The sequence below is a fragment of the Paenibacillus sp. ISL-20 genome (genome assembly GCF_018613005.1).
Taxonomy (GTDB): domain Bacteria; phylum Bacillota; class Bacilli; order Paenibacillales; family Paenibacillaceae; genus Paenibacillus_AQ.
In genome coordinates this window covers 210,856-235,352 of record NZ_JAGGRD010000036.1, presented here as the reverse complement: position 1 = coordinate 235,352, position 24,497 = coordinate 210,856, and the positions used below count along the sequence as shown (strand labels likewise).

Annotated in this window: 23 protein-coding genes; 7 read left to right on the top strand and 16 right to left on the bottom strand. The window is 50.8% G+C overall.

Annotation, left to right across the window (positions count from 1 at the left end):
• The first annotated feature begins 85 nt into the window (after positions 1-85).
• Positions 86-655 carry a hypothetical protein gene (locus J7E85_RS21925; protein ID WP_215161489.1) on the top strand — a complete coding sequence of 190 codons (570 nt, stop codon included), beginning with the start codon at positions 86-88 and terminating at the stop codon, positions 653-655.
• On the opposite strand, the gene J7E85_RS21920 is transcribed toward J7E85_RS21925, so the two are convergent.
• The 12 genes from J7E85_RS21920 to J7E85_RS21865 form a co-directional block, all read right to left on the bottom strand.
• Positions 652-2,322, bottom strand: a complete 1,671-nt coding sequence (locus J7E85_RS21920; protein WP_215161488.1) for an ABC1 kinase family protein — start codon at positions 2,320-2,322, stop codon at positions 652-654. The two genes, J7E85_RS21925 and J7E85_RS21920, sit on opposite strands and share 4 nt — an antisense overlap.
• On the bottom strand, positions 2,323-2,640 hold the full coding sequence (locus tag J7E85_RS21915; RefSeq protein ID WP_076323924.1) for a phasin family protein: 318 nt from the start codon (positions 2,638-2,640) through the stop codon (positions 2,323-2,325).
• Positions 2,641-2,914: 274 nt separating this feature from the next.
• Positions 2,915-3,532, bottom strand: a complete 618-nt coding sequence (locus tag J7E85_RS21910; RefSeq protein WP_215161486.1) for a PepSY domain-containing protein — start codon at positions 3,530-3,532, stop codon at positions 2,915-2,917.
• A gap of 131 nt (positions 3,533-3,663) precedes the next feature.
• The gene (locus J7E85_RS21905) at positions 3,664-4,302 is read right to left on the bottom strand and encodes a PepSY domain-containing protein (protein WP_215161484.1); all 639 of its coding nucleotides are present in this window, start codon (positions 4,300-4,302) and stop codon (positions 3,664-3,666) included.
• 88 nt (positions 4,303-4,390) lie between these two features.
• Entirely contained in the window at positions 4,391-5,743 is a 1,353-nt protein-coding gene (locus tag J7E85_RS21900; protein ID WP_215161482.1) for a sensor histidine kinase, read from the bottom strand.
• Positions 5,740-6,438 carry a response regulator transcription factor gene (locus tag J7E85_RS21895; RefSeq protein ID WP_076323921.1) on the bottom strand — a complete coding sequence of 233 codons (699 nt, stop codon included), beginning with the start codon at positions 6,436-6,438 and terminating at the stop codon, positions 5,740-5,742. Before J7E85_RS21895 ends, J7E85_RS21900 begins: the two co-directional genes overlap by 4 nt.
• Positions 6,439-6,474: 36 nt before the next feature.
• Positions 6,475-7,113 carry a ThuA domain-containing protein gene (locus J7E85_RS21890; protein ID WP_076323920.1) on the bottom strand — a complete coding sequence of 213 codons (639 nt, stop codon included), beginning with the start codon at positions 7,111-7,113 and terminating at the stop codon, positions 6,475-6,477.
• A gap of 110 nt (positions 7,114-7,223) precedes the next feature.
• Positions 7,224-8,039, bottom strand: coding sequence for a uroporphyrinogen-III synthase (locus J7E85_RS21885; RefSeq protein WP_215161480.1), 816 nt, complete (start codon positions 8,037-8,039; stop codon positions 7,224-7,226).
• A 228-nt stretch (positions 8,040-8,267) separates the two neighbouring features.
• Positions 8,268-10,250 (bottom strand): methyl-accepting chemotaxis protein, encoded by a 1,983-nt coding sequence (locus J7E85_RS21880; protein WP_215161478.1) that lies wholly within the window; start codon positions 10,248-10,250, stop codon positions 8,268-8,270.
• A 251-nt stretch (positions 10,251-10,501) separates the two neighbouring features.
• The gene (locus J7E85_RS21875) at positions 10,502-11,962 is read right to left on the bottom strand and encodes a catalase (protein WP_215161476.1); all 1,461 of its coding nucleotides are present in this window, start codon (positions 11,960-11,962) and stop codon (positions 10,502-10,504) included.
• Positions 11,963-12,152: 190 nt separating this feature from the next.
• Positions 12,153-12,971: a winged helix family transcriptional regulator gene (locus J7E85_RS21870; protein ID WP_215161474.1), complete on the bottom strand. Its 819-nt coding sequence runs from the start codon at positions 12,969-12,971 to the stop codon at positions 12,153-12,155.
• The gene (locus J7E85_RS21865) at positions 12,947-13,342 is read right to left on the bottom strand and encodes a Fur family transcriptional regulator (protein ID WP_076323915.1); all 396 of its coding nucleotides are present in this window, start codon (positions 13,340-13,342) and stop codon (positions 12,947-12,949) included. Before J7E85_RS21865 ends, J7E85_RS21870 begins: the two co-directional genes overlap by 25 nt.
• Before the next feature lie 201 nt (positions 13,343-13,543).
• Between J7E85_RS21865 and J7E85_RS21860 the strand changes: the two genes are divergently transcribed.
• The 4 genes from J7E85_RS21860 to J7E85_RS21845 all read left to right on the top strand — a co-directional run bounded on the left by J7E85_RS21860 (position 13,544) and on the right by J7E85_RS21845 (position 17,685).
• Positions 13,544-14,551, top strand: a complete 1,008-nt coding sequence (locus tag J7E85_RS21860; RefSeq protein WP_215161472.1) for a D-alanyl-D-alanine carboxypeptidase family protein — start codon at positions 13,544-13,546, stop codon at positions 14,549-14,551.
• A gap of 121 nt (positions 14,552-14,672) precedes the next feature.
• Positions 14,673-15,368 carry a response regulator transcription factor gene (locus tag J7E85_RS21855; protein WP_215161470.1) on the top strand — a complete coding sequence of 232 codons (696 nt, stop codon included), beginning with the start codon at positions 14,673-14,675 and terminating at the stop codon, positions 15,366-15,368.
• Positions 15,361-16,458, top strand: coding sequence for a sensor histidine kinase (locus J7E85_RS21850; RefSeq protein WP_215161468.1), 1,098 nt, complete (start codon positions 15,361-15,363; stop codon positions 16,456-16,458). Before J7E85_RS21855 ends, J7E85_RS21850 begins: the two co-directional genes overlap by 8 nt.
• A gap of 114 nt (positions 16,459-16,572) precedes the next feature.
• A complete protein-coding gene (locus J7E85_RS21845; RefSeq protein WP_215161466.1) occupies positions 16,573-17,685 on the top strand; it encodes a GGDEF domain-containing protein in 1,113 nt (370 codons plus the stop codon).
• On the opposite strand, the gene J7E85_RS21840 is transcribed toward J7E85_RS21845, so the two are convergent.
• The 4 genes from J7E85_RS21840 to J7E85_RS21825 form a co-directional block, all read right to left on the bottom strand.
• On the bottom strand, positions 17,682-18,632 hold the full coding sequence (locus J7E85_RS21840) for an aldo/keto reductase family protein (protein ID WP_215161464.1): 951 nt from the start codon (positions 18,630-18,632) through the stop codon (positions 17,682-17,684). The genes J7E85_RS21845 and J7E85_RS21840 overlap by 4 nt on opposite strands.
• Positions 18,633-18,712: 80 nt before the next feature.
• Positions 18,713-19,822 carry a Ger(x)C family spore germination protein gene (locus J7E85_RS21835; protein ID WP_215161462.1) on the bottom strand — a complete coding sequence of 370 codons (1,110 nt, stop codon included), beginning with the start codon at positions 19,820-19,822 and terminating at the stop codon, positions 18,713-18,715.
• Complete coding sequence (locus J7E85_RS21830) at positions 19,819-20,928, bottom strand: GerAB/ArcD/ProY family transporter (RefSeq protein WP_215161460.1); 1,110 nt, start codon at positions 20,926-20,928, stop codon at positions 19,819-19,821. Before J7E85_RS21830 ends, J7E85_RS21835 begins: the two co-directional genes overlap by 4 nt.
• Positions 20,921-22,282: a spore germination protein gene (locus J7E85_RS21825; RefSeq protein WP_215161458.1), complete on the bottom strand. Its 1,362-nt coding sequence runs from the start codon at positions 22,280-22,282 to the stop codon at positions 20,921-20,923. Before J7E85_RS21825 ends, J7E85_RS21830 begins: the two co-directional genes overlap by 8 nt.
• A gap of 208 nt (positions 22,283-22,490) precedes the next feature.
• On the opposite strand from J7E85_RS21825, the gene J7E85_RS21820 reads away from it, so the two are divergent.
• Both J7E85_RS21820 and J7E85_RS21815 read left to right on the top strand, forming a co-directional pair.
• Positions 22,491-24,044 (top strand): FAD-dependent oxidoreductase, encoded by a 1,554-nt coding sequence (locus J7E85_RS21820; RefSeq protein WP_215161456.1) that lies wholly within the window; start codon positions 22,491-22,493, stop codon positions 24,042-24,044.
• Between the two features lie 167 nt (positions 24,045-24,211).
• Positions 24,212-24,400: a hypothetical protein gene (locus J7E85_RS21815; RefSeq protein WP_215161454.1), complete on the top strand. Its 189-nt coding sequence runs from the start codon at positions 24,212-24,214 to the stop codon at positions 24,398-24,400.
• Positions 24,401-24,497: the final 97 nt, after the last annotated feature.

Here is a 24,497-nt window from a genome sequence, read left to right as displayed (position 1 = left end):
TTTTCGACTGACAAAAGACCCTGACTTTGGTAATGTCAATGATATAGAAAAATCCAGTTTGCACCAGCGAGGAGGTGTCCCCGATATGCATACCCTACAGATCATCCTGTCAGCACTCATCCTGATGGTCCTGTTCGGCCTGATCAATCTGATGATGAATTATATCTCAAGACGCGACGGGGAGCCTATCGTCCCCTTCCGAAAGAAGCTGTGGCTTATCCCGCTGTTGTCGGCCTTTATCATTATACCGTTAGAACTCTTCACGATGTTATATGCCCGGTGGTTTCCCATGTCTGATCCATCGGGATCAGGTGAAATCCTGGCTTACGACGGTCAGGGCTTATGGCTCAGCTTCTCGCTTACCATCCTGATTGGGTTCCTGATCTTCGAAGGTATCCTTCATCCTTTGATTATCACCCTGCTAAGGCTGCTGCTTCGCAAGGATACCTCCATCTATATTAAACAGGCGGTTACAGTCGTGACCGACACGGTTCTGCTATACATAGCGTCTCTGATCGTGCCCGGCATTCCTGTCGGCGGCTGGTTGCAAGCGCTTCTCATTGCCGTATTCTTTCACCTCATAGAGTGGATCCTCATCGGAGTCCAGACTTGGGTACAGCAGCGCAAGCGGACACGAGCGGAGTCTGCCGGTTAGAACCTGCCGGATTTGAAAATGGCATACAGCAGCCATGCAACCATGAGCAAGGCTACAATGAATCCAACTTCAATCACGGGGAAACTCCACAGCATCATCGGCTCCCGGCTCAGCGATGAACCGATAATCAGACCCACCATGATGATGCTGAAAGCCAGAAGCACAATGCTGAAGGAGAGCCGGTTACTGACCTGATCCAGCTTGCGCATCAGGGTTTTCAGTTCCGGAACACTGATCTCTACCCGCAGCTTCCCCTTGCTGATCAGTGCCGACAGCTGCCTGGCCTGTCCGGGCAGCTCAAGCAAACTCTCGGCAAGTCCGCTCACCCCATCCAGCACCTTCCTGCCGATCCGGCGGGTATTATACCGCTTCTTCAATAGCTTTCGGCCAAAAGGCTCCGCCATATCAATAATGCTCAGGTTCGGGTCCAGCATCTCGATGACGCCTTCCAGCGTCAGCAATGACTTGCCAAGCAGCGTCAAATCGGGCGGCAGCATAATCCCGTGCCGCTGGGCAACGGCAAACAGATCCGTCAACGCCTTGCCGATCCGCACTTGTGCGAACGGCACATCATAATACTCTCCCCGCAACCGGTCCATATCCGACCGGAGCGAATCCATATCGCAATCGTCCGGGATCAATCCCATTTTGGAAATCGCCCGGATCATCCCTTCCGAATTCCGCCGCATCAAGGCAATAATGAGTCCGGACAGATGGTCCTTCATATCTTCACTGAGATGCCCCACCAGCCCAAAGTCCAGAAAGACCAGCTTGCCGTCCTCCCTGACAAGTAAATTCCCCGGATGAGGATCGGCATGAAAAAATCCCTCAATAAAGACCTGCTGCAGCATGCCATCGATCAAATGTTCAGCGATTGCCTTCAGATCATGTCCCTTGTCCACGATCTCCTGCCTCCGGCTTAAAGTGATGCCATCGACATACTCCATCATCAGCACCTTGGAAGACGTGTACTCCCAATAAATCCGCGGAATGCGGATAAATTCATGCTCCGACATCTGGGAGGCTATCTTCTCTGCGTTTCGGGCTTCATGGCTGTAATCCAGCTCTGCCATCATCGCTCTGGCAAATTCGTCAACAATCCGGTCTACACGGTACTGCTTCACCCATTCCCAGTGGCGCTCGGCAATCGAGATTAAATCCCGCAATATCTCCAAGTCACGACCGATCATTCGCGCTACCCCGGGTCGCTGAACCTTGATCGCTACATGCTCTCCGGACTTCAGCTTCCCGGCATGGACCTGCCCAATCGAGGCAGCGGCCAGCGGTTTGTCTTCAAACTCACTCAACACCTCATCGATCGGCATACCCCACTCTTGCTCAATCAACTCCCGTGCGCTCACGGAAGAAAAAGGAGGTACCCGCTCCTGCAGCTTCACCAATTCCTGGATAATATGGTCTGGCAGCAGATCCGATCTTGTACTCGCCAACTGTCCGAGCTTTACGAAGGCGGGGCCAAGATCCTCAAGCACTCGCCGTATGCGTTCCCCGAGCGTAATCGTCTCCGGCTGTTCCCTGGAACTCCAGCGAACAGGCAGCGACAGAACATGAAACAGTCCCATCTCTTCCACCATATAGCCAAAGCCATGACGCATGAGCGCCATGGCGATTTCCCGGTAACGTCCGGCATGTCGGATTCGGACCGCCATCTATTCCTGCCGCGATCCTTCCAGTTCTACAACCTTCTTCTCCAGAGTAGCAATGCGCTGTTCCAGGCTGGCGACATCACTCTCTTTGGGAACATCCAGATCGGACAATACACGCTGCACCTGTTCATAAATATAGGTCTTGATCTGCGACTGCTCCTCTTCGCCGCGTTCGACGAGACGGTTCACAAGCGCTTTGGACTCCGCAGGAGCAAGCTCCCCACGTTTGACCAGATCATCCACGATTTTCTCAACTTTTTCCTTGCTGACCACGGTAAGGCCCAATCCTAACGAGATTGCTTTCTTAAAAAGATCACTCACGGTATATCCCTCCCGGTCGTTGTCTGGTTCCATTATAACCTTTAACGCTGGTAAAAACATCTATCCTTGGACTTGCTTTCATAAGTATAGAGAAGCTGCCTTATCAATTTCCCCTGATTTCACATGAAATATGAGGGCAATCCGCATTCGGATAACAAGAAATTGCATTCCAGCCATGCTTATTATGTAAAATACAATGGAAAAAGCGAACAGGCGGGAAGAAAATGATCCACCTGTTCGCTTTTAAATGCTATCCCCTAAGATAGAGAATGACTTAGTCGTCATCCCCATCATGATCATCATGATCCCAATCATGATGGTCATCATGGTCGTCGTATTTCTCATACTCTGCCTTGATCACTTTACCGCTGACCGCATGGACTTCTACGTCGGATGATCCGTTTGCTGTCTTCACTTCGACATCATACACCCATCTGCCGTCATCTTGGTCCAGATCCACTTCCACAGCCGTCCCGCCCTTAACGTGTTTAACGGCGATAGCGGATGCCTTGCCGGCACCGATCAGATTGCCTGGAAGGTTGTTACGATCATCATCGTCATCCCGGTCCACTCTTACACCAAGGGATTTGCCGGTATAGGCATCAATCCAAACATCCACATCCCGGTTATTCTGCTGGATCTCCACATCGTAGACCAGCTTGCCCTTTTTCCGGTCTATATCCATGCTCTCCACTTTGCCGCTAGCAGCAGCCAGTGCCAATTGTTCTGCTTTTTCCATTCCGATCAGCTGCTGCTGTTGCTCCGCTGCTGCCTGAGTTCTCGCTGCAGTCGTCTGTCCGGATCCTGCCGCCTGTACAGCATTATAGCCGTATACTCCACTTGCCGCGATGGCTAAGGACAGGGCGCCTGCCCACCATATTTTCTTCTTCATTATCTTACGCCTCCTCATGATTCTCTCCTGTTGATCTCTACAAACCCAATATACCCTCTCAACATGAGAGCTTTCGGAGAGAAAGATTAGAAAACGATGAGAAAACACGGACAAGACCTCTCATCTATTCATCAATCGTCCTCATCATCCCAAGTCACCGTCATGATCTTACCGGTAATCGCATGGACTTGAATGGTCGCTTCACGTCCGTCTTCCCGCTCGATCTCCACCAGGTAGTAACGGCTGCTCTTGTTCTCGCGATATTCCACGTCTTCAACCGTTCCCGGTACCTTCTCTAAAGAAAGCTTGATCGCATATTCTTTGGTAATCATCGTTGCAGGCGGTTCCGAAGTGTCGCTTCCGTTTCCGCTTTCCCGGCCCGTCGTTCCCCCTGTTGCTTCCTTGTCACCGTGATCTGCTGGCTCGGAAGGAGGAGTATCTGGATCCGGCTCCGTGGGCTCAACCGGTTCAGTAGGGGGCTCCGAAGCCCCCTCATCCAGCTGCTGGATGGACACGATGTCGCCTTGGCGGGCATCCACCGTCATCTCATACGTTCCGGTAGCCGACTGCAGCTCCAATCGATACACCCCGCCATCCAGCGTGGTCTTTCTTATTTCGCCGCCAGGATATTGGGAGAGCACCTCCTCCATCACTTCATCCGTTGACATGGCGGAAGTTGAAGGGCTAAAAGGACTCCACACCGCATTCACAATAATCATAGCTGCTACCAGCATCACGACACCCAGCAGCAGACTGACTTTTTTACGCATCGAATCACCTCGGATACAATCTGTCTTTACCGTCAGTATAGCGCAGCATGGTTAGAATACGATGAGAAAAAGGGGAGTTGGCTGCCTTTTATTTCGTTGCTTGAAGCCGAATCGTGGCGGTTGTACCCACACCCGGCAGGCTATCCAGCTCTATCGAAGCCGAGATGGCCTCTGCGATCTCCTTTGCCAAGGACAGACCAAGGCCGGCGCCCCCACCCCGGCGGGTACGAGCCTCGTCCACCCGGTAGAAACGGTCGAAGACGTGCTCCAGCTCATCTTTGGCAATGCCGATTCCGCGGTCGATGACCCGAATATAAACTTCCGCTGGCTTCCTGCCAACCTGGATGACGATATGTTCATCGCTGTATTTGCGCGCATTATCCAGCAGAATAAACAAGAGCTGCTTCAGCCTGCGGCTGTCCGTCCAGCCGAGAATCCCGCCATCGGCTTCAACCTCCACCGTGCGGTTATAGGCATCGCGAAATGCGCGCGCGGAAGACTCCGATAATGTCACCAGATCCACCTGCTCCATTTCGACCTGCCATTGATCCTGATTGCGGGCAAGCAGCAGCAGTTGCTCCGTCAGCTCCTTCATCCGGATCGCTTCCGAATGGATCGCTTCAACGGATTCCATGAATAGCTCGGGTCGGTCCAGACCTCGCCGCTTCAACAAACTGGCGTAACTCTCGATGATGGTGAGCGGTGTCTTTAACTCATGGGAAGCATTGGACACGAATTGCTCCTGCCTTGCATGATTGCTCTCCAGCAGCGTAATCATATCGTTGAATGCAGCCCCCATCTCCACCAATTCATCCTTCGACTTCTCCTTCAGCTCGATTCGCCGAAACCGCCCGCTTTGCCGGATCTCCCGCATCGTTTGGATCAAAGCCGTAATCGGCTGCACGATTAAACGCCCCAATATCCGCGTCGAGATGATGACCGGAACTAAGGCAATTGCGGTTACGGCGACCAGCACGATTCGCAGCACTTGGAGCGTCTCCATCGTAGCGGCAAGACTGCGGGCGACCTGGATATTGACCACGACCCCGTCTCTCCAGATGAGGGGCAGGGAAACCATCGTGTACCGGATATTTTCATACTCGACGACCTTTACGTGCCTCTTCGTATCGTAAGGCAGCTTGAGCTCATCCATATCCTCTCCGGAGGAAGTCACCCAAGTAGATGGATACCGTTCATTGGGTCCGAGCAATTGAATCTTCCCGTCCAGCGGCACATAGCTCCGAAGCAATTCGCCCACCGGAATCGTATCCGCAGCCTTGGCCATTTCCCTCGATATTCTGGAGTCCTCGGCTTCCGCTTGCTCCAGTTGGCTGTCCACCGTCATTTTGCTGAACACATAGTATACGGATAAGTTCATGACAATCAGAATGGCCGCCATCAGCACCGATGAATAGAGGTGGATTTTACTGCTCAGCTTCATGGGGTCTCTTTCAACACATAGCCGACGCCGCGGACGGTGTGAATGAGCTCGGATGTGCTGTCATGATCGATTTTCTTGCGGACATAACGTATATATACATCGACGACGTTGGTGTCGCCGTAATAATCGTATCCCCATACAGCAGCGAGAATCTGCTCGCGGTTCAGCACCTGCCGCTTGTTCTTCAGTAAATATACGAGCAAGTCAAATTCACGCGGCGTCAGATCGATCCTTCTGCCATCGCGAATGACTTCCCGCGTACCTTCGTTCAATTTCAAATCCGCTGCCGTAAGCCACTCTCCTGCCGCCTGCTCTTCCGGCTCCTGCTTGCCTTGGAGCCGCAGCGCAGCACGAATCCGCGCCAGCAGCTCCTCAATCTGAAACGGCTTCGTTATATAATCATTGGCTCCAAGATCAAGCCCTGATACTTTATCCTCAACGGAGCTCTTGGCTGTCAGCAGCAGTACGGCAGTGTGGGAATCATGGGCACGAATCCGCCGCAGCAGCTCAATCCCGCTCAAACCGGGGAGCATGACATCCAGCAGAATTAAATCGACGTCCTGACTGCGGTATGCCTCCAGCGCATCCAGCCCGTTATCCGCCTTGGTGACCTGATAGCCTTCACTCTCCAGCTCAATTTCAAGCAAACGGGATATTTTCGCTTCATCCTCAACAATTAGTATCTTCCCGCTCAAGCGCGTCCCTCCTACCGATCCTTTCGAAATGGCTTCTTAACCCGGAACGCGTGCAGCCCACTTGGCCGCTTGCGTAATCATTAAACGCAGCTGAGGCTGGAGAAAGGACGGCTCGTGATGGCCCGGCATCAAGAAGACCACACGTCCGATGCCATACGTATGGCACCAGGCAGCAGGCCACTGCTTGCCTTCGAATTCATAATGCAGCAGCACGGTTTTTTCCGTAAACGGACTGAATATGAACCGATAAGGCTCCTCGTCCAGCACAAAAGGCTCTACGCCTTCCGTAATATCATGATCGGTCTCCCCCGGAACGAAGTACAGCTTCTCCATGGGCGGGTGTCCGTCAAAACGAGCGCCGATCAGCTGCGCCAGCTCATAACGATTGGCCAGCGTAACGCCATTATGAATCACAAGCAAGCCGCCGCCTCCGCTTACATAGGACAGCAGACCTGCGGTCTGCCGGGGCGAAACGCGCTCGTCCCATAGGTCGCTGTAGGCGATGCAGAGCTCGTAAGGGTAGAGATTGCTTTCATGCAGCATTTTATGATTTTCCGTGCACTGCACGGTGAACATGTCGTTCAGTAGGTGTGTCATTTGTTTATCGATGCCTTGCAGCGGATGAAACTTCGGGTGGGTATAGCTGCCAAGCAGCAATGCTTTTCTTTTATCCATCGGTCGTCCTCCTATTTACTACTCAATATTTCACATGATCCTTAGGAACATGCATGAAGAAGCTGGTATGGACTGAAATCTCCCCAACTTCATTACGTTATATCATGACATTATTCTTGGTTTTGAGCAAAGTAGCGGCCAAGCGCCACCATCATGCTGCCCATTCGCTCCTCCTCGGGAACCACCATGCGTTCAATGCCTTCCTCACGAAGTCCCTGGGCCGTAACCTTGCCGACAGCCGCTGCCACGACCGGTCCACGGAACGCCTCCAGCACAGCCTCCAGCTTGCCATGGGCACGTGCATAATCCGCAAGAAAACGAAACTGAGGCGCGCTTGTAAAAGCAACCGCATGAACCTTGCCGCCCACAATTTCATCAACGAGTTGCGAAACATCCTCCTCCAGCGGCGGAATGTGCTTATAAGGCAGGATCTGCTCTACTACCGCCCCACGACTTTCCAGCCACTCCACCAGCTTCGGGGCAGACTCGCCATGCAGCTGAAGAATGACGCGCTTGCCCGACAGGTCATGCGGCGCAAGTGACCGGATCAGCCCCGACGTACTGCCGTCATCATCTCTGACGACCGGTGCCAGCCCGCGCTTTTTCAGTGCATTGGCCGTTTTGTACCCTCTTGCCGCAATCGAGGTGCTCTGCAGCGTTTCATTCAATGTATCCAAAAGGCCCATCTGTTCTGCTGTATCATAAATGGCCTCCAGGCCGATTCCCGTCGTAAATATCGCCCACGGTGCAGGCGCCTTGAGCCAAGCTTCGATCGAACGGCGCAGTACTTCATCATCCAAAAATACGGTTCCCTGAGCCGGGCGAAGCAGCGCGGTGCCGCCCATCTTTTCCACCAGCTTCGCCATGTCTGCTGCCTTGCGCGGACCAGCCAAAGCTACGATCCGATCTTTCATATGCTGTGCCATGTTATATGCCCCACTCTCATCATTTTCTAGCTTGTGCATCCGTTAGTCTTACAGCTTCTAGCAGTTGACTCCAGTATAAAGGCCCTGCTCCTAGAGATAAAGCCACTTTGGTCTTATTCTTCATAAAGCCCCCCTTTCCTGCACAAACAAAAAAGCAGCAACGGAATATAAACTCCTTTGCTGCTTCAACATGAAATATTCGGGGCATACTACACGCCCTTGAATATCTTAAATCTTAAAGCGTTTCACCATCTCCTGCAGGGCTTCAGCTAACCGGCTTAAATCCGCAGCAGAAGCGCTGACCTCTTCCATGGAAGCAAGCTGTTCCTGAGAGGCTGCCGATATCGTCTGGGTCTGGCTTGACGTTTGCTCCGACACCCCGCGGATATCTTCAACGGACTTTTTCGTGGAAGCTGTATCTTGAGCCAATTCCTTAGCCGATTTCGAAGTGGTTTTTACCTGGCCGGACACCGTATGTACTGCCTTTTTGATACGGGAGAAGGAGCGTCCGGTCAGATCCGCTGCGTCAACGCCGTCCGATACCTTCTGCCTGGCGGCTTCCGTCATCTCCATGGTTCGTTCCACTTCTGCCAGTATCCCTGTAATCAGGCCCGATATGTAATCCGCTGAGCTTTCCGACCTTTGAGCAAGCTTACGGATTTCCGCGGCTACAACCGCAAATCCTTTGCCCTGCTCCCCAGCTCTTGCAGCTTCGATTGAGGCATTCAGCGATAATAGACTTGTCTCCTTGGCAATGTCGGTAATGGCCGAGGCGATACCGCCGATCTCCTCGGTCCGCTCAGACAGCTGATGGATAACCCCATTCAGATCGTTCATCGCATGATCAATATCCTGCATGGTCGCGGCTGCGGTAATCACCGTCTGGTTCCCTTCTTGGGCCAATTCCTCCGTCTGGTTCATGGCCGCTGTAACCTTCTCCAATACATCCGCAATGTCATCAGCATGCCGGGATACTTGAAGAATACCCTTCAGAATCTCCTCCGCAGCGTTCAACTGCCGTTCACTTCCGGCGGCAACCTCCTGAATGGAAGACGTGACATGCTCGACGGCACTTGTATTTTGAAGGGCGCTTGCGGACAATTGCTCGGACGATGCGGAAACATTCTCCGTCATGGCTTTGACCCCGTGAACCATGTCCCTGAGACTATCCACCATCTGCTGAAAGTGATCAGCCAACTCTCCAATCTCGTCACGCTTGAAGCCATTCATGCGAAGCGTCAGATCCCCCTCGCTAATGACTTCCGTTGCTTGGCGCATACGGCGGATCGGTTTGATCACAGAGCTTACATTCCAAGTCACCATGATTAAGGCGGCTAGCAGCGAAACGCTCATAACCACAATCATCGTTTTGCGGATGCCATTAACAGAGTCGTCGACCTCCTTAACAAACATGGTCCCGGCAATTTTCCAGCCGGTTCGTTCATTCGTAATGTAGTTCAATTGTTTCTCGATGCCGTTATGATCAAAGTGAAAATGACCGGTTGGCTGCTCATACATCTTGGAGACCCAAGCTTCCTTAGCCAACGCGTCCGTCCCTGCGTCATAATCGGGGTGAAACAGATATTTGTGATTTTGATCCAGCACCATCGTATAGCCTTCTTTACCTACCTGCACTTCGACCAGACTCCGGATGCTATGAAGGTTGAGATCAATGCCCACAACGCCTTTGCCGTCAGGCAGCATCTGAGCTAGCGTTACTACAATCAGGGAGCCCGTGTTCGAAGTATAGGGGGCTGTAATAATCGGTTGGCCCGATGCATTCATTGCCTGCTGGAACCATTCCGTTTGTCTAGGATCATAGTCGGACGGCAGCTTTTCCCCTGATGCCTTGATAATGCCAGCCTGTGCCGTACCGATAAATACATCCACCGTCTCCGGATGAAGTCCCAAGTACTGCTTCAGTGCATTGATAGTTGAACCCGCTTTCGCTTCAAGTTCCTTGTCGATTTCCGCGGACTTCATCGCCACGCTTAAATAATTCAGGTCATCGAACTTGGATTGCAGCGTGTGATTAATGATCTTATTCGCCGTCTCGACGCTCAGCGATGCACTGCGCAGAATCTCATCCTCGACAGTTCCCTTGGCGTCACGGTAAGTGATAATACCGATGGCGCAGCTGGGCACAAGAAGCACGAGCAGAAATGTGAGAATCAGGTTTCTTCTAATACGATTAGCTCTTTTTTTCTTCATTGGTTTCTTTCCTTTCTAAACTGCAGTGAATCTCACCTGTCTTCTATAAAAAAATACTCCCTTCAACTTATCGGCATCTCTTAGACCATTCATTATGCAGTATGCATAGGTAATTATTTCCACAAAAAGAGGGGTACCCATGTTATACGGGTACCCCTCTTGGCGGCGGTCATAGACCACCTCTATATAAAGGCCCTCCATCCTGCACAGCGAAAAACAAAGATGGCTGGCTCTTATATGTTCAAACTACGTTACTTCGGCTGATTGGAAGGTATGAATGCGCTCAGGTCTACACCAATCCCGGCAGCGAGTCTTGCACCATATTCGGCGTCCGCACGGTAGAAATTGCATACGGCACGGAGCTGAATATCGGATTTGACCTGACTCAGGTCATCAACCAGATTGCGAATCAGATGATCCTTCTCCTGTTCCGTAAACGAACGGTACAGTTCTCCGGCCTGGGTGAAATCATCCGTTTTCTCGATACGCTGGCGAACGACACGCCCGGTGAGCGGTGCTTCGCTTTCACTTAGAGACGGGTCTTCCACAGGACCTGTTGTATAGCTGTTCGGCTCATAGTTTACCGGCGACGGATCTTGATTCACATTCATTAAGCCATCCCGTTGATGATTACGCACAGGAGCATATGGGCAGTTAATCGGGATCTGCAAATAATTCGCACCGAGTCGATGACGCTGCGTATCCGGGTAAGAGAATAACCGGCCTTGCAGCAGTTTATCCTCAGACGGCTCAATGCCAGGCACCAGCGCACTTGGGGAGAAGGCGGCCTGCTCAACTTCGGCAAAGAAGTTCTGCGGATTGCGATTCAAAGTCATGGTGCCGACCGTTACGAACGGGAAGCGATCCTCCGGCCAGGTCTTTGTAGCATCCAGTGGATCAAAGGACAATTCATCCATTTCTTCCGGGGACATCAGCTGTACCTGCAGGCGCCATTTCGGGAGGTTCCCGTTTGCAATGTGCTCATGAAGATCACGGGTGGCGTGATTGAAGTCCTTGCCCTGCACTTCGACCACTTCATCGGCATTCAGCGTTTTCACGCCTTGTACGGATTCCCATTTGTATTTAATGTAAGTCACTTTGCCTTCGCTATTCACCCACTTGAAGGCGTGGACACTGAAGCCATCCATCTCGCGATAGTTCGCTGGTGTGCCATGATCCGAGAACACCCAGGTCATCATTTGCGTGGATTCCGGGGACAGCGTCATAAAGTCCCAGTAACGGCCAGGCTCCTGAATGTTAGTCTCCGGCGAAGGTTTCAAGGAATGCACCATATCCGGGAATTTAATCGCGTCCCGAATAAAGAAGACTGGAATATGGTTCCCTACAATGTCATAGTTGCCTTCCTCCGTATAGAACTTCACGGCAAATCCGCGTGGGTCGCGTGCCGTTTCAGGTGACCCCGTTCCATGAATAACCGTGGAGAAGCGAACAAACACAGGAGTTTCCTGACCGATTTCCTGCAGGAATGCCGCTTTCGTATAAGGCTTCATGTCGTTCTCCACAACAAATGTGCCATGTGCACCTGCCCCGCGGGCATGAACGACACGCTCCGGAATCCGTTCACGGTCGAAGTGGGCGATTTTTTCGATCAGATGATAATCCTCAAGCAGCGTCGGTCCGCGGCGTCCTGCCGTTTTGGAGTTTTGGTTATCTCCGACTGGAGCCCCTTGATTGGTAGTCATTCTATCCATAGATGAACCCTCCATCATTCTATAATTGATTTTAGACTGAATCTAAATTTATGAATTGATTGTATCACTGGAGAATCCATCGGATCATGATTGTCGCATGAGTGTTATATGACCCTTCTATGATCGTTATATGAAGTTCGGATGAATCCATTTTTGAGTACGGCAAAATGAACAAAAAAAGGGAGGGGGATTAGTCCGCCAGGCGGTATCCCACTCCTCTAACCGTTGCAATATAGCGCGGGGCTCCCGCGTTGTCGCTCAGCTTTTTACGCAAACTTTTGATGTGGACGTCAACCACATTGCTGCCACCCATAAAATCCGTATCCCAAATTTTGCACATCAGGTCCTCACGCGTGCAGACGGCTCCTTCGCTGTCCAGCAGGAGCATCAGCAAATGATACTCTGTCTTGGTCAAATGGATCGGAGTGCTGCCCCGGTGGATGGTCATTTTATCCCGATCAATGGATAAGTCTTTATAGACGAGGCCTCGCATGACCTCTTCTCCACCCGACAATCCGGCAGCAGGAGAGAACAATCGAATGGTTCGCTGCACCTGATACATCATCGTATCTTTAGAACGGGCAGGCCATACCATAAGCTCTTCGTTTAACAGGCTTGAGCCTGCTTTGCTCATTAACTCTTCCCCTACTAGGTACAGAATCGGAATAGAGGAATGTTCGGGCAGCAGGAGTTCCTTCTCCTTGTTGAACGCCGCCATATTCCGGCAGCCCGTCATATCGGCAATAATCAGTCCCGTGTTCAGGGCCGACTGCAGACGCGGTTCCCATTTACGGAACATCATCACCTCGAAGCAGTTCTCGGTCAAGGTAATAAACATTTCATTCACCCGTCCGGGAGAACGGCTTAATAACGCGGCCCGCAGGGTTGTGGGACAAGCATCCCCTATTGCCATTGGCATCGTCGGACGAACATACAGATTGCCGGACTGGAAATCAGGAAACGAATAGACCGTTCCCAGTTCCGTCATTTCTTCCGTTTGGTTTGACATTCTGGACACACCCCCCCGAATACGACGTGAGCATGATGGATGACGTAATTGGTTTCACCGGCTACCGTAGCAGCCCAATCCTCTGGCACCTCCGTCATGACCTCGTCCACTTTACCGCATACTTCACAAATAATATGTTGATGATCGTCCATACGGGCATCGTACCGGCTCGCGCTCTCGCCGAGCTTTAATTCCCGGATCAACTGCTTATCCGTCAAATAACGCAGGGAATTATAAACCGTCCCGTACGCGAGATTATATCCTTTCTCCACCAGCCGGTTCATGATATCCGCAGCAGTCGGATGATCATGCGATTCCCGAAGGACATCGTACACCGCTTGGCGTTGTGTCGTCAGATTTAAAGATTTCAAGGTATTCACCCTTTTAATTTATTTTTAGATCAAGTATAAATCTTATTCTCCTCAAGGTCAATATCCCGTGTCGAAATTGCCGCTGGTAATCTTTAAGGTTTCTTTAGATTCAATTAAAAATTCCTTTAGCTTATCTGGTTAGAATTAGAACATATTTAAACAATGAAACGTCTAGTCCGCCAAAGGAGGCGATCGAGCGCCATGGAATCCATAGCCAAGCATCCCCGTCAAGCACCGTCATCCCCTGAATTATCCCGGCAGCAAACCGGCACGATTCGACACAAACGAATACAGCGCCGCAAGGGACGGGCACGTTTAAGTCTGCTCCTTCTGCTGTTTGTTGTCATTCTGTTGGTCGTGTTCATCGCGAGGTTATATATTCCGCCTCCCATCAAAGCCAGTTCGGCCATCCTGATTCATGCAGATACCGGTCGTGTGCTCTATGCAATGCATGCCGATCTCCCCCTTCCCCCCGCAAGCATGTCCAAAATGATGACGGAGCTGCTGGTGCTGGACGCCGTCCAATCCGGGCAGCATGCTTGGGATGAGAACGTACCGGTCAGCCGCTATGCGGCGGAGGTGCCCGGTTCAGGCATCGGTATGCATGAAGGCGAACGTTACACACTGAAGCAATTGTTCCAAGCACTCATTATTCACTCAGCTAATGATGCGGCTGTAGCGATTGCGGAGCATCTCAGCGGGTCGGAGGTTCGGTTCGTGGAGACCATGAATGGGAAAGCAGAGGAAATCGGCCTTTCGGATCGTACCGTATTCGCCAATGCATCCGGTTTGCCTGCCGCTGACCTCGCTTCCTTTACCGAAGCGGCCACCGAAGGCGACACGGTCATGACGGCCAGGGATTCGGCCATGCTGGCCCGATGGCTGCTTAACAAACATCCGGATCTGCTCGAGGTAACCAGCCAGCGCAATTTGCCTGTTCCGCAGAAGAAGATTTCCCTGCATACCACCAATCTCATGCTGCCCGGCGAGCCGCATTCTTACGAAGGTAATGACGGATTTAAGACCGGATACACCCGCTCCGCCGGTTATTGCTTTACCGGAACTGCGTCACGGGGTGGTAACCGACTGATTTCTGTCGTGATGGGAACCGGGGATGCCGATCAGCGGTTTACGGAAACCCGAAAGCTGATGGATTACGGATTCGAACGGCAAGGCATTCTTTCGAATCTCCTATCCGCCCTTTTTTAATCGTTGTCATAGAAGAACTCACGATTTTGAAGGCCAAACTGCACTTTATGGGGTCAATTTAGGGTACACTGTTCGTAAGGAATCATCGTTTCCAATGGGCGATTTACTGGAGGATATCTTAATGAGAAGTATATTAATCGTAGATGATGATAAAGAAATTTCCGGGCTGATCTCCATCTATCTGGAGAATGAGGGTTACCGCGTAATCCAAGCCCATGACGGGGAGGAAGCACTGCTGGCCATGACCGCCAATAACGAGGCGGTGGATCTCGTGATCCTGGATGTCATGATGCCTAAGCTGAACGGGATTGACACTTGCCGCAGAATCCGGGAAACCTCGTCCATCCCCATCCTAATGCTAAGCGCCAAGAGTGAGGACATGGATAAAATCCTGGGGCTGATGACCGGCGCGGATGATTATATGATTAAACCGTTCAATCCGCTGGAGCTGACGACGCGCGTCAAAACACTGCTGCGGCGCTCCACCCTGTACAATGCGGAACTGCATCGGGAGGACAGCGAGCGGATCGAGATTGATGGGCTCGACATTAACCGGACTACGCATGAAGTAACGGCCAACGGCAAAGCGATCTCTCTGACGGCGAGAGAATTCGAGATTCTGTATTTGCTTGCCCGTCAACCGGGGAGAATCTTTAGCTCCGAGGATATCTTCCAGCAGGTCTGGAAGGAGAAATATTACGTATCCAATAATACGGTCATGGTTCACATCAGCAACTTGCGGGACAAGCTCGAGAAGGAGCTGGGTTATAAGCTCATTCAAACGGTATGGGGCGTCGGGTACAAAATCCATGCGTAAACTGCAATGGAAGATCATCACGCTGTTCTTTGTCGGCGGAGCCCTGACCCTGTCCATCCTGTTCATCGCCCAGCAGATCATCCGATTGATCGGCCGGGAATACTGGAAGGAGCCTTGGGTAAACACCCTTTTCAGAGTTGATCGTACCTTGGAGGATTTCTTCGGTTTCCCCATCATCCCGACGATCATCGGCATCATGCTATTTATCTGCATGGTATTGCTGCTAAGTCAGAGCACCATTCGTCAAATCAATCACTTAATGGAGGGTACACAGCGTTTGGCGAAGGGCGAATTGGATGAAGAGATTATCGTTAGCTCGAATGACGAACTGGGCCAGATGGCAACGCACATCAATCAAATGGCCAAGCAGCTCAAGCTATCGCTGGGAGAGGAACGAATGGCTGTCCAGTCCAAGAACGAGCTGATCAGCAACGTCTCGCATGATCTGCGCACCCCTCTCACCTCCATCATCGGGTACTTGCGGCTGGTCAATGAAGACCAATACAAGGATGAAGTCGAGCTCCGGTATTATACCGATATCGCGTATGATAAGTCGCTGCGCCTGGGCGGACTCGTGAACGATTTGTTTGAATATACACGAATGGGGTACTCCCCGATGAACCGTGTTGACATTAATTTGGTGGAGCTGCTCGCACAATTGGCCGTGGACTTTTCACTAACCGGGCAGCAGGAACACGTACAGGTCAACTTCACGCCTGAAACGGAGAAAATCATGATCTCTTCGGACGGGGATAAACTGATGCGCACCTTCGAGAATCTGCTGTCCAATGCGGTACGGCACGGACGGGAAGCCGGGGTGGTGGATCTGAAGGTATCAAGTGATTCGAAGTTTGCCATCGTACAGGTTATCAATTACGGCCCCCCGATCCCTCAATATGCGATCCCCTATCTGTTCGAGCGGTTCTACCGGGCGGATGAATCGCGCACCGATCAAACCGGCGGCTCCGGACTTGGCTTGGCTATCGTAAAGACCATCGTGGATGCCCATCACGGCACGATTCAGGTAACCAGTAATACGGAACGGACGATGTTTGAAGTTCTCCTACCTTTGGAGACTTCTGAAAATTAACAAAATAAAACATTTAATATTCGACATACAATTCCATTTTCCGATAAAATAGGGGGTGAATGTCTTCATCGCCTTGCCGCCCTTGTGCAAGGTACATGAAAGGAATGACCCCCCATGACTAATATACTATTTACCAACTTTTGTATATTTGTGACTTTCTTATACTTATCCGGACTGCTATCCAAAAAATATGTAGCAGGCGTTGTGACACCGTCCATCAACGTTAAGATCAACGCTGGACTGCTCTTTGGCATTTACGGGATCATCTTGATGTACTATTCTTTCCCGATTGATCCCCGGTTTTTCGCGGATTTGCGGCATCTGGCCATTGTCGTGATCGCCAGCTACTTGGGTTGGCTTCCATCCCTGATTGCCGGCGTGCTCATTGCGCTCGGGCGACTGATTCTATTCGGCATGTCCGCTTCCTCTGCCATTGCGGGAGCCGGCATGCTACTGATCGGCATCATCTGCGGGACGGTATCCCGTATCCATTGGAATCGTTTAAGCAAAATGCTGCTCATGAGCGTATCGAGCATGCTGGTGCTCCTAGGTATTATGTGGATGAATATCCAGGACCACCATAAGGTATATACTATCTTCACGCAGCACCTCATCATATCCGTGCTCGCCACGGTGGCCATCTACATGTTGACGGAGTATATCAACACGTCTAATCAACTATTTCTGCAGATGAAGAAAAATGCGGAGACGGATTATCTGACCAGTCTTCACAATTTGCGCCAGTTCGAGCAGCTGTTGTCGGAACGTTTTCTCGAAGCCCAGCATTTCAGCGAACGGCTGGGTGTTCTTGTCGTGGACATCGATCATTTCAAAAAAATAAACGACACCTACGGCCATGCGGCCGGAGATGCCGTTTTGCAGCAGCTCAGCAAAGTGCTGAGGGAGCATTCCCGTTCTTTTGACGAAGTGTCCCGCAACGGCGGGGAAGAATTCTCGGTGCTGGTCCCGGAAGCGACCATTGACGAGACGGCCGCTATTGCGGAGCGAATCCGGGCCGCCGTAGCGGATCATATCTTTGTCCTGGAAAATGGAACCAGGATCCAGATCACCGTGTCGATTGGAGCTGCCGTACATCCCGATACGATCCGGTCCAAAAATGCCAAGGAGCTGCTTCAGCAAGCGGACCACGAACTGTACCGCGCCAAGGACAGCGGGCGCAACCGCGTATGCTCCGCTCCCGAAATCCATGATCTGATTTTTTCTTAATTCGAATCCGCCTTCAGTATTTCTTCAATGGCAGTCAGCGTATCTGAAGACAACTTTATACCGGAAGCCTTCACATTCTCTTCCACCTGCTCCGGACGGCTGGCCCCCACCAGCGCACTTGCTACGTTGTTCTGACGCAGAATCCAGGCCAAGGCCAATTGGCCGACGGTCATACCCAACTCGCTTGCAACGACTCCCAGGGCCTGCACCTTCTGAATGCGGTCTTCACTCATTTTAAGCTGGTCGGCTCCAATCTTCGATGCGCGGCTGTTCTCCGGCACGGCTTGCTTGGAGGCGTACTTGCCAGTCAGAAGCCCTTGCGCAAGAGGAGAATAGACCACTTGACCAATGCCCTTCTTCTCGCCTAACGGGATGATCTCATCCTCGATCTTGCGCTCGAACATGTTGTACAGCGGCTGATTCACCACGATGCGATCCAGTAAATAGCGGTCCGCAACGGCTAATGCCGCTTCCATCTGGGCAGCGGACCACATACTGACTCCTACATAGAGCACCTTGCCTTGCCGGACAAGCTCATCCAGCGCCCGCAGCGTTTCCTCTATCGGTGTTTCTTCATGATATCGATGGCAGTAATAGATGTCGACATAATCGGTACCCAGCCGCTTCAAACTCGCATCGCACTGCTCTCTAATATGTTTGCGGGAAAGTCCCTGATCATTGGGTCCGTCCCCCATCTTGCCGAATACCTTCGTGGCCAGGACATAGGATTCCCTCGGGAAAGTTCTCAAGGTTTCCCCGACAACCACTTCAGCCGCCCCCTGGGCATACACATTCGCTGTATCAAAAAAATTAACGCCGAGTCCATATGCGGTCTGAATTGACTTCACCGCATTCTCCCGTTCCACATATCCCCCGTACGTTAGCCAGCTCCCCAGACTGATATCGCTAACCTTCAGTCCGCTTCCGCCCAATCTTCTAAATTCCATATGTGAAACCTCCTTCATACAAGATAGATGCTTATTCTTTATTGTAACATCTTCCTGTACGATAGACAGATGTGCCCTGTCTAACGTTTATAACCGGTCGACTTTATTTTTACCTTGACCGATACATTAAACTTGGCATGGGGATACATGGCGTCCCATTCATCCATCTCCGTCTTGTTGTTCCAGTGCGTCCCTCCATACCGGAGGCCGAAACCCAGCGGGTCCAGACCCGTTTTCTGAATTTTCTCCAACAAGCTTTTCACCGCTTGGGATAGTTCCTCGCTAAATTGCGCCTCGATCTTATGCAGATCTTTTGGATTCAGTTGTGCCGGATCCTCTTTCTCCTCCAAAATCGCCGTTATCCGAATCTTGAAATCAATGCTTTCTTCCCCTGGTTTATCCGTTATAATCCTGTATCTTGCTCGGGTTTTATCCGTGTTTACTTCAAGCAATTTGCCGTCAATCTTCGTCCCGAAATTCGTGCTTACATTCCCACGATCCAACAGATTATACAATCTGGTTTCATCAGGCGTCAGAATCACCTTCACCTTGTTTTTATCCATCAAGGCTAATTTATTGATATTCAGAATCTTTTCAGTGGTAGTTTCCACAACGGGCATAACCGGATCCTCCCCCACCTCTACCATTCGGCGGGACAAATCGAAGGAGTACACCTTGGTAATGAAAGGAGATTCGGTCCCTTCCTCGCTAAGGGCCAGAAATATCGCGTTTCCGGCAATCCGCTCCGTTGGAGGGTCCGTCTTTAATACGGCTTCTGCCGAAGGAATTGCGACGGCTGGATACATTAAGAGCTGCATGTCCCGCCTCCGAACGGTCCAGTCCTGGATTTTGCTGATATTTTTCCGAGCATAGGCTTCGCCGTACAGGACTCCCTTGCAATGTCCAAAGTCAAGCTCCTTATCTACTTTGGATTTGACCTCCCTGATCGCTTCCGCAATGCTTGTCGATTCCTGCGTAATAAGCAGTGATTTCTTATCCCCAGTCTTAGGGTCTCCCGAGGGAATCGCCATTTTGAAGGTAAATCGGTTCATATCGGGGTTTTTCTCAGAGACGTCAACACCAATGGACACGACAAAAAGTCTGAGATCGATATCCCTAAAATCACATCCCGACACAAATAAAAAAGAGCAGCACATGAGCCAGACCAGCCATCGTTTCAGGTCTTTCATGCCTTCTTCCTCCTTTTCCTCCATACCGCATAGAATAATAGGGCAATGAGCAGGAATTCCCCAGCGAACCGGACGTCCAAAAAGACAACCGCCATATCATTTAATATGTATTGATTAACGATAAACGACGTGCCGAAGGTAATCAGGGAAAAGAGGAGAAGCACCCACCATTCGAATTTCCTCCTTTTAGACATCGCTCCCCCCTTATCGACCTTTAATCCGAAGCCTCCCAGAATCAACTCCTTGCCCACATGCCAATGAACGATGGAATTCACGAGGGAGAGGCACATATACACCACGTAGAAGACATAAATCATCCGTTCAATGATGAAATAACGAATCCGAAGCGAGTCCACCGTCGAGAAGGCAGGATACACGTGTCCTCCGGCGCCCGCGGCTCCCAATATGCCGATGGATGCAAAGATCGAAACCAGAAGAGTAAGAATACTAACCATCACAATCGCCCAAATATGCCGCACCCTGAATCGGTGAAATATCCGATTAAATACCACCATGTTCACGTAACCCGTAAAAATATAGGTTGCCGCGGCCACAGTCTCGTAATTGGGCATATTCCATGTATAGGTAATGATCTGCCTTACGGCATCCCAGCTGAAATACGGATTGCTGAAGATACGCCATGACATATAAGCGATGATAGGCACGGTAATGTACAGAATCATCTCCAGGGCATACAGAATGGACTCGGAATCCAGCCTGGCACTAAGTCCAACCACCACCAGAAATCCCATCAGAACGATATAGGGAGACACATCCGGACTGATGTAGCGAGAGGTAATGTCAACGAAACTGACCAAGGTAATGACGCTGGAGAAATACCACCCAAGTCCATATAAAACAAGCAGGATGCCGGATATCCACTTGGGCATGACCGAACGAAAAATCTCCGGCAGCCCCTGTCCCGGAAATTTCTGAATCAGTTTCACGAAAGTAAACAGCAGCAGGGTGCCGATTGGAATGGCCACGACAATCGACATCAGCGCACCGTCAAAGCGATCCGTAATTAAGATGCGGGGGACATAATTAATCAGGTTGATGGTTGCATTGAGCAGGAAGAGGTAATAAAAATATTTATTTCTAACCACTTCGCTGATCTCCTTTCTTGTTCCAATCCATAGCAAACATCTTCAAGAAGGGTTTGCCAAAGGACCTGAGGCTCGTAAGGTACATGATCATGGCCACCATGCCGAGAACGATGCCAACCAAGCCGAAGAAGGTGGCCAGGACAATGAACAAATACTTCGTGACACGGATGCCTGAGCTCATCATCGTTATCGGGATCACGAAATTTGTTATTGCAACCGCGGAAACCAGAATGATCATGATGTTACTAACCAATCCCGCCTCCGTAGCAGCGGTTCCCAGAATGAGGCCCCCTACCGTAGTTGCGGTTTGACCAATCGCTTTGGGCAGGCGAACACTCGCCTCCGTCAGAAATTCCATCGCCAGCAGCATGAAGATCACTTCAAAGAAGGACGGATACGGCACCGTAGCCCGGCTTCCCGCAATAAGCAGCGTAACCTGCATCCTCAATATTTCCGGATTATAGGAGGTAAAGGCCACATAAAGGCTTGGCATCAGCACGGTGACAAACAATGCGATATACCGGATTCCCTTGAGAAACCAGCCGATCGGGGGAAGCTGTATTTTGTCATCCATCGCCGTGAAGAAATCATTGAATATAGCCGGCAGTAAAATGGCATAGCCCGTGGAATCCATCAACACAGCGATCTTTCCTTGAGATATATTCAATACGGTCCGGTCAGGGCGTTCGGTCAGCATGAGCGTCGGATACAGACGGAATTTAGGATGCATTGTATGTCTCTCGATTTCAGAGGCCGATTGCACAATATCCGCCTTGATCTCGGACAATCGCTTTCTAAGCTCCTGTAATACCGGTTCTTCCACTTTGCATGCATCATACATAATGATGATTCGAGTCTGTGATATTTTGCCAAGGGTCATGAATTCCGTCTTCAAATTCACGGTTTGGTAACGGTGGCGAATCAGATTCAGGTTCACCTCGATATTTTCCGTAAACGAATCATCGGGGCCCTGAATGACGTTCTCCGTACTGGCGGGTTGGATAAAGCTTGCATTAACCAATACGGAGTCAAACAGGAGCACGCTGTCCCGAATGAATATGGCTACGCAGCCCCTTAGTATATTACGGAGCAACTCCTGTTTATCTTTCGGCTCCACACTTGAGGGAAAGGATCGGATGAATTGGTCGTATAACTCCAAGGAATTCAGCTCATAGAAACGGTTGATCAAATTATCGTTAATCATAGCGGGGTCGCACATGCTCTTAAGATAAATCAATAACGCATGCTCACCTTCATTCTTCAGCTCACGCTGCTCGATATCCCCGACATTACGGAGATGTTCTTGCAAACATTGCCTGGCTTCCTCCGCATTTAGATATTGTTCGCTGGTCATGATACCACCCCTCATTCACTAAATTCCGGTTCTCCCGCTGTTCTTTAGGTTCTGCACAAATGCCCCAAATTATTTACAATCATCCAGAAAAACTTAGGAAGACTGTGAATCGAAAACACCTAGTTTCTAATCATTCCCATGTGGTAATAATGAAGACAAGAGTCGGAGTTTAAGGGCAACGCCCATAGAAACTGAGGAGGAATCGTGAATGAACCCATCCAATTCATCGCATCAAGAACTGCCGCAATTTCCGGAGTCGCTGTGGGTAGCGACAACCGAACTGCCCACTTTCCCGCGCTTAGCCGAAGATATTGAGGCGGATGTTGCCATCGTCGGAGCCGGCATAACCGGTATCACAACCGCTTATCTGCTTGCTAAGGCAGGCAAGGATGTCGTGCTCATCGAAGCAGGGCAAATCCTGAACGGAACCACCGGTCATACCACAGCTAAGGTTACGGCACAGCATGGGCTCATTTATCATGAATTTATGAATCATTTTGGGGAGGAGAAGACAAGACTCTATTACGAAGGCAATCGGGAAGCGATTGAATTCATTAGGGATATTATTGGCGGAGACGAAGGGAAATTTGGGCTGAAGCTGGAGGATGCCCATATTTACGCTCAACAGGAGGACAAGTATCTCGCGAAGCTGGAGGACGAAATCAAAGCCTATGAGAAGCTTGGCATTCCGGGAGAATGGCAGGACAGCCTTCCTCTGCCTATGCAGATTCGGGGAGCCATTAAGATGCCCGGACAATATCGATTCCACCCTTTGCAATATCTTAAGCATCTGACCGAACAATTCCTGAAGCTTGGAGGACGGATCTACGAGAACACGACCATGGATGAAAAGGCCGGAACCGATGGACCGATCACACTGCTGACCAAACGGGGCGGTCACCGGATTACTTGCAATTACGCAGTATCCGCCTCTCATTTTCCGTTCATTGACAGGAAAGGACTGTTCTTCACGCGCCTGCATGTGGGACGCTCCTATGCTATTGCAGTCAAACCCGAAACCGCTTATCCGGGCGGGATGTATTTAAGCGTGGATCAACCGACCCGTTCCCTGCGGTCCGCTTCTTATGGCGGTGAGGATTTGGTTATCGTTGGAGGTGAGAATCATCCGACGGGCCGCAGCATCTGCACCCATCAGCATTACGAAAACCTGGAGCTTTTTGCAGGAAAGCTGCTGGGCGCTTCCGCGATTCCTTATCGCTGGTCGGCCCAGGACCTGATTACACTGGACAACATGCCTTACATCGGGCCGATCACATCCAATCAGGATCGGATCTTTGTCGCGACAGGCTTCCGGAAATGGGGCATGACAACAGGAACATTGGCCGCGAATATCATCTGTGATCAAATCTTGGAGAAGGTTAACCGTTACGCCGACGTCTTCAACCCGTCCCGCTTCATGGCAGATCCAAGCATCAAAACATTTGTTGCACAAAATGCTATGGTTGCGAAGGATTTCGTTTCCGGCAAGTTCGAAATGTCCCATGCTGATATTACCGAGCTGAAGGCAGGCGAAGGCGCCATCGTCCGCCATAACGGTCAGCGCGCCGGGGCTTACAAGGATGATGAGGGGCATCTCCATCTTGTGGATACGACCTGTACCCATCTCGGTTGCGAAGTAGAATGGAACGAGGGTGAGCGCTCATGGGATTGCCCTTGTCACGGATCACGCTACCGCTATAATGGCGAGGTGCTTGAAGGACCGGCCATTGAGCCGTTGAAGCAGTTGGACCCGGAGAGCTAAGCGGACGCTATCGCTCCCTCAAGGACTCTAACCTAAAAAAAGTGAAGCCCATGCGAGCTTCACTTCTTTTTTTATAACAGGGGACTACACCGGGGCGGCCTAAACTTAACCAAAAATAACATATTTCTGGTATAATAAGCTTACAAATCGTTACGGGAGGGACAATCATGGTTCTAGGCCCTGAGTATTTGGATCGAATTAAAGAGGACGTCTCGGAGATAAAGGCAAAGGAGAAGCTGCGCGGTATCCGGCAACAGAGCCTGCTTAGTGATTTTTTAATGACCCTTGCTGCTGCAGGTGCCTTCATTGTGGTGGCTGCCATCTTTGGTTTTATCTTGTATAACATACGATATTAGAAGCCCTTCCCCATGCTTCCAAGGTGGTAAGTCTCTGAAGTTTATACTTTCTTGCAAGTCCAAAAAGGCACCCTGACGGGTGCCTGTGTCATGTTAT

Coding starts and splice junctions, on each gene's coding strand:
- J7E85_RS21840 (WP_215161464.1), bottom strand. CDS start 18,632: ATGGAATTTAGAAGATTGGGCGGAAGCGGACTGAAGGTTAGCGATATC.
- J7E85_RS21815 (WP_215161454.1), top strand. CDS start 24,212: ATGGTTCTAGGCCCTGAGTATTTGGATCGAATTAAAGAGGACGTCTCG.
- J7E85_RS21875 (WP_215161476.1), bottom strand. CDS start 11,962: ATGGATAGAATGACTACCAATCAAGGGGCTCCAGTCGGAGATAACCAA.
- J7E85_RS21890 (WP_076323920.1), bottom strand. CDS start 7,113: ATGGATAAAAGAAAAGCATTGCTGCTTGGCAGCTATACCCACCCGAAG.
- J7E85_RS21850 (WP_215161468.1), top strand. CDS start 15,361: ATGCGTAAACTGCAATGGAAGATCATCACGCTGTTCTTTGTCGGCGGA.
- J7E85_RS21885 (WP_215161480.1), bottom strand. CDS start 8,039: ATGGCACAGCATATGAAAGATCGGATCGTAGCTTTGGCTGGTCCGCGC.
- J7E85_RS21855 (WP_215161470.1), top strand. CDS start 14,673: ATGAGAAGTATATTAATCGTAGATGATGATAAAGAAATTTCCGGGCTG.
- J7E85_RS21845 (WP_215161466.1), top strand. CDS start 16,573: ATGACTAATATACTATTTACCAACTTTTGTATATTTGTGACTTTCTTA.
- J7E85_RS21870 (WP_215161474.1), bottom strand. CDS start 12,971: ATGTCAAACCAAACGGAAGAAATGACGGAACTGGGAACGGTCTATTCG.
- J7E85_RS21820 (WP_215161456.1), top strand. CDS start 22,491: ATGAACCCATCCAATTCATCGCATCAAGAACTGCCGCAATTTCCGGAG.
- J7E85_RS21905 (WP_215161484.1), bottom strand. CDS start 4,302: ATGCGTAAAAAAGTCAGTCTGCTGCTGGGTGTCGTGATGCTGGTAGCA.
- J7E85_RS21860 (WP_215161472.1), top strand. CDS start 13,544: ATGGAATCCATAGCCAAGCATCCCCGTCAAGCACCGTCATCCCCTGAA.
- J7E85_RS21925 (WP_215161489.1), top strand. CDS start 86: ATGCATACCCTACAGATCATCCTGTCAGCACTCATCCTGATGGTCCTG.
- J7E85_RS21825 (WP_215161458.1), bottom strand. CDS start 22,282: ATGACCAGCGAACAATATCTAAATGCGGAGGAAGCCAGGCAATGTTTG.
- J7E85_RS21910 (WP_215161486.1), bottom strand. CDS start 3,532: ATGAAGAAGAAAATATGGTGGGCAGGCGCCCTGTCCTTAGCCATCGCG.
- J7E85_RS21900 (WP_215161482.1), bottom strand. CDS start 5,743: ATGAAGCTGAGCAGTAAAATCCACCTCTATTCATCGGTGCTGATGGCG.
- J7E85_RS21920 (WP_215161488.1), bottom strand. CDS start 2,322: ATGGCGGTCCGAATCCGACATGCCGGACGTTACCGGGAAATCGCCATG.
- J7E85_RS21835 (WP_215161462.1), bottom strand. CDS start 19,822: ATGAAAGACCTGAAACGATGGCTGGTCTGGCTCATGTGCTGCTCTTTT.
- J7E85_RS21880 (WP_215161478.1), bottom strand. CDS start 10,250: ATGAAGAAAAAAAGAGCTAATCGTATTAGAAGAAACCTGATTCTCACA.